A 6568-nucleotide genomic window follows, 5' to 3' on the forward strand; every position below is an offset into this window, starting at 1 on the left:
TTTAGACCAATTTGCTGTCGCCGCAGTAGGGCAGTCTATTCTCGGACAGCCTCCTATTGCTATTGGCCTCTCTCAACCGTGCAGCCGCCCGGTCAATCTCATTGATGTCCTGATCCCTGTAGCGCTCATAATCATCCAGGGCCTGTCGGTAACCCGCTTCAACCTGCTGGTGTGTCAGTTCACCCTCTGCCGGCAAACCCAGTAAATTCCGGTCTGTTTTCTCTTGTTGTTGAGCCAGACGAACCAGCTTCGTCTGCAACTCCCGCTGTCTTGCATCCTGCAAATCCCGTTGTGTGACCAGTCGATACAACTGTTCCTGAGCGTGTTTGATCAGGCTAACCTCTCGATCAAACAGTTCTGCGGGTAGTCCTGACTGCGCTTTTTCATGGCAACGGGCTTCTGCCGCCTGATGAATCTCGTCCTTGGTCAACGCGTCTATATTCTGCCGTATATTCAATAGTTGTAACGCTGCATCAATATTCCCGGGTGGCGGCATGGGAAAATAATTAGACGACTCTGTATTCCCAACCAAACGGTCTCTGATGGTACGATTGATAACGTTATCTTTATGGTAAAGACGACCCTCATTCATTTCATGGTTGGAGAGAAAGACAAAGTCCAGGGCCACCTTGGTACATCCCAGACACCTCAGGCCAAACGCGATGCCAGTGGCTAATGCTCCCGTAGCCAGGATACTGTAGGGAGACAGGGTGATTAACGATGTGAAAAAACCAAGCAAGCTGCCATAGACGCCACCGGCCACCATTCGACTGCCAAAATAGGTCAGTTTATTTTCATCACATCGCTCTGCCTGAAACGGCAGGTATCTCAGCCACCGAAAGCTTAAAAAGTCCCCAAGAACAGGCAGCTTTTCTATGGGGATTTTGTCCAACAGTACCGGCAGGCGATCCGTCGGGAACTGATCACTGGCATAGTAGCGCAATACGGCTTCCCCTATCGCTTCACAAGTCATAATAATGATGCCGGTCAGGGCAGATTTCAGAATGACCGGTAATGCCATCATACCAACCATAAAAGTAGCACCAGCCATGGCCCAGACTGCCAGATACCCCGCCCAGTTGAAGGCGTCCATAACATGCCACAGGCTCGTTTCTACGGCACAGATAACCCTGTTGAACAGCGACTTGCAACGCTCAGCAACAGAGAAAGGTTCTTTTTTGATATAGGTCCCGTCAACTTCACCAGGTGAAATACTGCCAATTTCAGGCAGCACAGAAGGAGATTCACTGGATTCACAAGACCGTGGAACTTCCGGTAGTTGGACAGGAGGCTGAATCATAGGTGTTTTTGCAGAACTGTTTTTACCACGCCCTGAACTAAATGCACGAAGCAGTACCATTTGTTAAATTATTGAAGCTAAACTATAGATGCATTTTCTTCTGTTTGTGTGATCTTTCCATCATCAAGTAACTTTTCCAAATCTCTTTGCCGTGAAAAATATTTTGCTTAACCATTTTTCATTCCTGGAGACTGTCCGGGAATAGCGCCCGACTGAGCGTCCCCGTGGCGGGGATGACAGCCTATTCTCGGACAGCCTCCTTGAAGGCGGCGCAAAATATTTTCACGTGCTTCGGGCATTTGTGTCGCGATAACTCACTGACTACTAAAACAAAGGCAAAGTCTGACTATGATTGTTATTCGCCCCATACATGAGCAGGACCGTGAAGCTCTCTGGCAAATCGCCAACCAGACCGGCGCCGGATTCACTTCCCTGCAACCACACCGTCCCATGGTTGATAATAAACTGGCATGGGCACTCACCTCCCTAAAGCAGGCCTGGCATGAAACATCGCAGAAAAAAAGTACTTCTGAAGCACAACAGAAAAATAACCTCTATCTTTTTGTGATGGAAGATACCGAAACCGGCCAGGTAGTGGGTACTGCGGGTATAGAGTCCGCTGTGGGACTTGACGCGCCCTGGTATAACTACAAGGTGAGCAAGCAGGTTCATGCCTCACAACAACTGGATGTCTATACCATGGTGGATACCCTGATGCTTTGCAGTGACCATACCGGCTTTTCAGAGCTGTGTACGCTCTTTCTGCTGCCAAAGTATCGTCACTCGAAAAACGGTGCCTTTCTTTCAAAAAGTCGTCTGTTGTTTATGGCGGCTTTTCCAGAGCTGTTTGCTGAAGACCTCTTTGCCGAGATGCGTGGCGCCTGTGATGATCGGGAAGTTTCCCCGTTCTGGGAAGCCCTGGGTCGACACTTCTTTGCAGTGGACTTTGCCGAGGCTGATCGCCAATCCACCCTCGATAAGGCGTTTATTGCCGAGCTGATGCCTCGCCATCCAATCTACACCAATTTACTGCCCGATGACGCCAGGGAAGTCATTGGTATTACCCATGAAAGCACAACACCTGCCCGGTATCTGCTGGAGTATGAAGGATTCCATTACACCGGCTATGTGGATATTTTTGATGCGGGTCCGCTACTGGAAGCCAGGGTAAAGGATGTACGCACAGTCCGGGATTCACGACAGTACAAGGTTAAAATTGTGACCAGCAATACCACGGATCAGCGCCGCTGGCTGATGGCCAATAGTGAGTTGACCGGGTTTCGCTGTATCATGGGCAATCTCTCCTACGAAGGACTGGAGTTCGTCCAAATTACCAGCCAACAGGCTTCAGCACTTGACATTGAAGAAGGCCAATTACTGCGGGTAGTGCCTTTATCCAGTGAATAGTCAACAAATTGCGAGGATCAAGACCATGTCAAACACCAATGAACAATGCCTGTTTATCAATGGCCAGTGGCTCAAGGCAAATGGCAAACCCTTTTCATCAGAAAATCCGGGAACAGGCAATACCCTCTGGCACGGTGCCAGTGCCACTGCAGAACAAGTCGATCAGGCGATAAACGCTGCCCGGGAAGCCAATCATCACTGGGCTTTTCGCCCTCTCCAGGAGCGGGAGGCGTTGATTAACGCGTTTGCCAACGAGCTGGAGCAGAACAAAGAGGCTTTGGCGGAACTCATTGCCAGAGAAACCGGTAAGCCGCTGTGGGAAGCGAAAACGGAAGCGGCTGCCATGGTGGGCAAAATCGCCGTTTCGATAACAGCCTACCATGAGCGAACGGGGACGGTTGAAAATGCCATGCCTGTCGGAAAAGCCGTGATTCGTCACAAGCCACACGGCGTTGTTGCGGTATTTGGCCCCTACAACTTTCCGGGCCACCTCCCCAATGGGCATATTGTGCCCGCTCTGCTGGCGGGCAATACGGTGGTGTTCAAGCCCAGCGAATTAACACCGGCGGTTGCCGAATACACGTTGAAACTCTGGCAGCAAGCGGGAATACCCGATGGCGTTATCAATCTGGTTCAGGGAGAGAAAGAAACTGGCATGGCTCTGGCCGGGCACCCGGGTCTTGATGGTCTGTTTTTCACCGGCAGTTCAAACACCGGCAAGATGATCCACCAGCAATACGGCGGCCAGCCGGGAAAAATCCTGGCGCTGGAAATGGGCGGCAACAATCCGCTGATTGTCACCGAGATGACCGATACCAAAGCCGCAGTACACGACACTATCCATTCAGCATTTATTACCGCCGGTCAGCGCTGTACCTGTGCCCGCCGCCTTTTGGTTCCTGCCACCCCCTGGGGGGATGAGTTTGTAGACGCACTTACAGCCGCTGCGGCCAACATCAAAGTGGGGCAATGGGATGACCAACAAGCACCCTTTATGGGAGCACTGATCTCTGAAGCGGCAGCCAAACAACTATTGGCAGCCCAGCAAACACTGCAAAACCTGGGGGGCGAAAGCCTGCTTTTGGCAACCCATCTGCAAGTCGGCACCGGACTGCTATCTCCGGGTATTATTGATGTGACTCATATCACAGACCGCCCGGATGAAGAGTACTTTGGGCCGCTTTTGCAAATTATCCGCTATGATACGTTTGAAGAAGCCGTTGCAGAAGCCAATAACACCCGTTTTGGTCTCTCTGCCGGATTGTTCAGCGAGGCACCGGAGCAGTACCAGTACTTTTTACAGAGAATACGCGCGGGGATCGTTAACTGGAACCGTCCCATCACCGGTGCCAGCAGCGCCGCACCGTTTGGCGGCCCCGGTGACAGTGGCAACCACCGCCCCAGCGCCTATTTTGCGGCCGATTACTGCGCTTACCCAGTGGCCAGTGTGGAGTCGGAAACACTGTGTATGCCCAAAGAACTGGCACCCGGGCTGGATTTGTAGACAGTCCCCAAGGAATCAATGGTCAATCAGTCAATAATGAAAACCATAGAAGCCAACTTTGACGGTCTGGTGGGCCCTACCCACAACTATGCCGGGTTATCCCGAGGCAACAGGGCCTCAATCCATCATGCAGGCAAAGTAGCAAACCCAAGAGAAGCGGCTCTGCAGGGTCTGGAGAAAATGAGGGCCCTCAGTGAACTGGGCTTTGTCCAGGGCGTGTTAGCTCCCCAGGAACGCCCGGACATCGCTATCCTGAGAAGGCTCGGTTTCACGGGCAGTGATTTACGGGTCCTTGCCGATGCGGCTGAACAGATGCCAGCAGTGCTGGCAGCCTGCTGCTCCGCTTCCAGTATGTGGAGCGCCAATGCAGCGACGGTCTCTCCCGGTGCTGATTGCGCTGATGGCAAAGTCCATTTCACGCCGGCTAACTTAATCAATAAATTCCACCGCTCCATTGAACATGACGTTACCGGAAAAATACTAAAATCGACGTTTAAAAACCCTGACCATTTTATGCACCACCAGGCCCTGCCAGCCAACAACGACTTTGGTGATGAAGGCGCCGCGAACCACACCCGTTTTTGCCATGACTATGGCGCTCAAGGCGTTGAATTTTTTGTTTATGGCCGGGAAGCCTTTAACCCGCAAGTGATCTCACCACAGAAATACCCTGCCCGTCAGAGTCTTGAAGCCAGCCAGGCTATCGCCCGCCTGCATCAGCTTGATCCGACCAGGCTGGTCTTTGCCCAACAAAACCCGGCGGTCATCGATCAGGGCGTGTTTCATAATGATGTGATCGCTGTGGGCAACCGCAACCTGCTGTTCTGTCATGAACAGGCGTTTGTGGGTCAGACTGCAGTCTATGAGTCATTAACGAAGGCTTATGGATCGCTGGGTTTTAATCTGGACTTTCATCTGGACTTTCATATTGTTGAAGTAGCCGAACAACAAGTTTCAGTAGCACAGGCCATAGGCAGCTACCTGTTCAATAGCCAACTGCTGTCGTTGGAAGATGGCGGGACCATGATCGTTGTCCCGTCCGAGTGTGAACATGAGCCTGCCGTCTGGGGTTACCTGCAAGGCATACTAAACGACTCAAGTTGCCCGATTACCGATTTGAAGGTTTTTGATCTGCGCCAGAGTATGAATAACGGGGGTGGCCCGGCCTGCCTGCGGCTGAGAGTGGTATTGAATGAGCAAGAACTGGCAGCGACCAATCAACAGTGCCTGATTAACGACCAGCGTATTTCATCCCTTAATAATTGGGTCAAAAAGCACTATCGTGACCATTTGTCGGAACAAGACCTGGCAGACCCACTTTTACTGACAGAATCGCGAACTGCCCTGGATGAGCTGACACAAATTCTTGACCTGGGTTCTGTCTATCCATTCCAGAATTAATAGCCATCCGGCGTTTTTAAAATAGGCGATGTTTATTTTTCCACCACAAAGACACCAAGGCACAAAGAAGGCTCTTCTCTGTGCCTTGGTGGTAATAAATGGTGGTAATAAATAAAACTTTTTAATCCCGCGATCACTTGGCGCCAAACACTTTTTTATCTTCTGCAATCCGGTGAGCCACGGCCGGGTGCTGGAAAATCCGCTCAATATAAGCCGCCAGCCCCGGATACTCGGCAGAGTCAATCTGGACTCCTGCATGGGCGAGATTAATAAAGTGAGTAGCCAGTGCGATATCCGCTAACTGAAGATCTACCCCAAACAGAAAGTCCGTTTCCGGCACCTGAGATTCCAGATAAACGCAAGTCTTTGGCAGTTTGGTTTGTAAAACTTCCTGCACCTTGTCTTCGTCAGCAGGCTGGTTGATCAGCTTCTTGGCAACCCGCTCAAAAAAGGCCGTTCCCAGTACTGGCAGCATCACGGTATCGGCATACTCTTCCAGCCAACGAGCCTTCGCTTTTTCCTCAGGCTGCTGTTGGGTAGAGCGCCTGTTTTGGATAACGGTCCTCAAGGTACTCACAGATCACTGTGGAGTCCGCAAGAGTCACCTTGTCGTCTTGCCAGGCAGGAATTTTTTTCAGGGGACTGATTTTTTCAAAGCCTTCTGGCTTCATAAACGGGGTAACCGGCACCAGTTGATAATCAATCTGTTTTATTTCAAGAGCCAGCAGTACTTTTCGAACCATGGGTGACAGTGGCACCCCATAAAGCTTACTCATGGTCACATCCTCTATGATTAGTTTTTTTCAACCACAAGCTATCCTACCTTTTACCGCAGCCTTTGCAATATCCAGAAAACCAGAGGGTGACTTTCCTGCCGCTATAAAGAAAGCCTCTCGGTAAGAGAAATTCAATAAGCTGTTTCTGGACATAGAAATGGGAAAAGTCTCCACTCTGGT

At 50.9% G+C, this 6568-nt stretch carries 6 protein-coding genes; 3 read left to right on the forward strand and 3 right to left on the reverse strand.

All coding sequences use genetic code 11. From position 1 onward, the window contains the following. Position 1: 1 nt before the first annotated feature. The gene (locus KDK14_RS13970) at positions 2-1300 is read right to left on the reverse strand and encodes a hypothetical protein (protein WP_257265786.1); all 1299 of its coding nucleotides are present in this window, start codon (positions 1298-1300) and stop codon (positions 2-4) included. Positions 1301-1648: 348 nt separating this feature from the next. Between KDK14_RS13970 and astA the strand changes: the two genes are divergently transcribed. Genes astA through astB form a run of 3 tightly spaced genes read left to right on the forward strand, consistent with a single transcriptional unit; the run spans position 1649 to position 5612 of the window. Further along, positions 1649-2707, forward strand: a complete 1059-nt coding sequence (gene astA, locus KDK14_RS13975) for an arginine N-succinyltransferase (RefSeq protein ID WP_257265787.1) — start codon at positions 1649-1651, stop codon at positions 2705-2707. Positions 2708-2732: 25 nt separating this feature from the next. After that, positions 2733-4211, forward strand: a complete 1479-nt coding sequence (astD, locus tag KDK14_RS13980) for a succinylglutamate-semialdehyde dehydrogenase (protein ID WP_257265788.1) — start codon at positions 2733-2735, stop codon at positions 4209-4211. 36 nt (positions 4212-4247) lie between these two features. Further along, on the forward strand, positions 4248-5612 hold the full coding sequence (astB, locus tag KDK14_RS13985) for an N-succinylarginine dihydrolase (protein WP_257265791.1): 1365 nt from the start codon (positions 4248-4250) through the stop codon (positions 5610-5612). A 133-nt stretch (positions 5613-5745) separates the two neighbouring features. Here the strand turns inward: astB and KDK14_RS13990 are convergent, their stop codons facing one another. Continuing rightward, positions 5746-6180 (reverse strand): glutathione S-transferase family protein, encoded by a 435-nt coding sequence (locus KDK14_RS13990; protein ID WP_257265789.1) that lies wholly within the window; start codon positions 6178-6180, stop codon positions 5746-5748. Beyond that, the gene (locus KDK14_RS13995; protein ID WP_257265790.1) at positions 6134-6388 is read right to left on the reverse strand and encodes a glutathione S-transferase family protein; all 255 of its coding nucleotides are present in this window, start codon (positions 6386-6388) and stop codon (positions 6134-6136) included. Before KDK14_RS13995 ends, KDK14_RS13990 begins: the two co-directional genes overlap by 47 nt. Between the last annotated feature and the right edge of the window lie 180 nt (positions 6389-6568).

This window comes from Endozoicomonas sp. ONNA2 (assembly GCF_024606365.1).
Taxonomy (GTDB): Bacteria; Pseudomonadota; Gammaproteobacteria; order Pseudomonadales; family Endozoicomonadaceae; genus Endozoicomonas.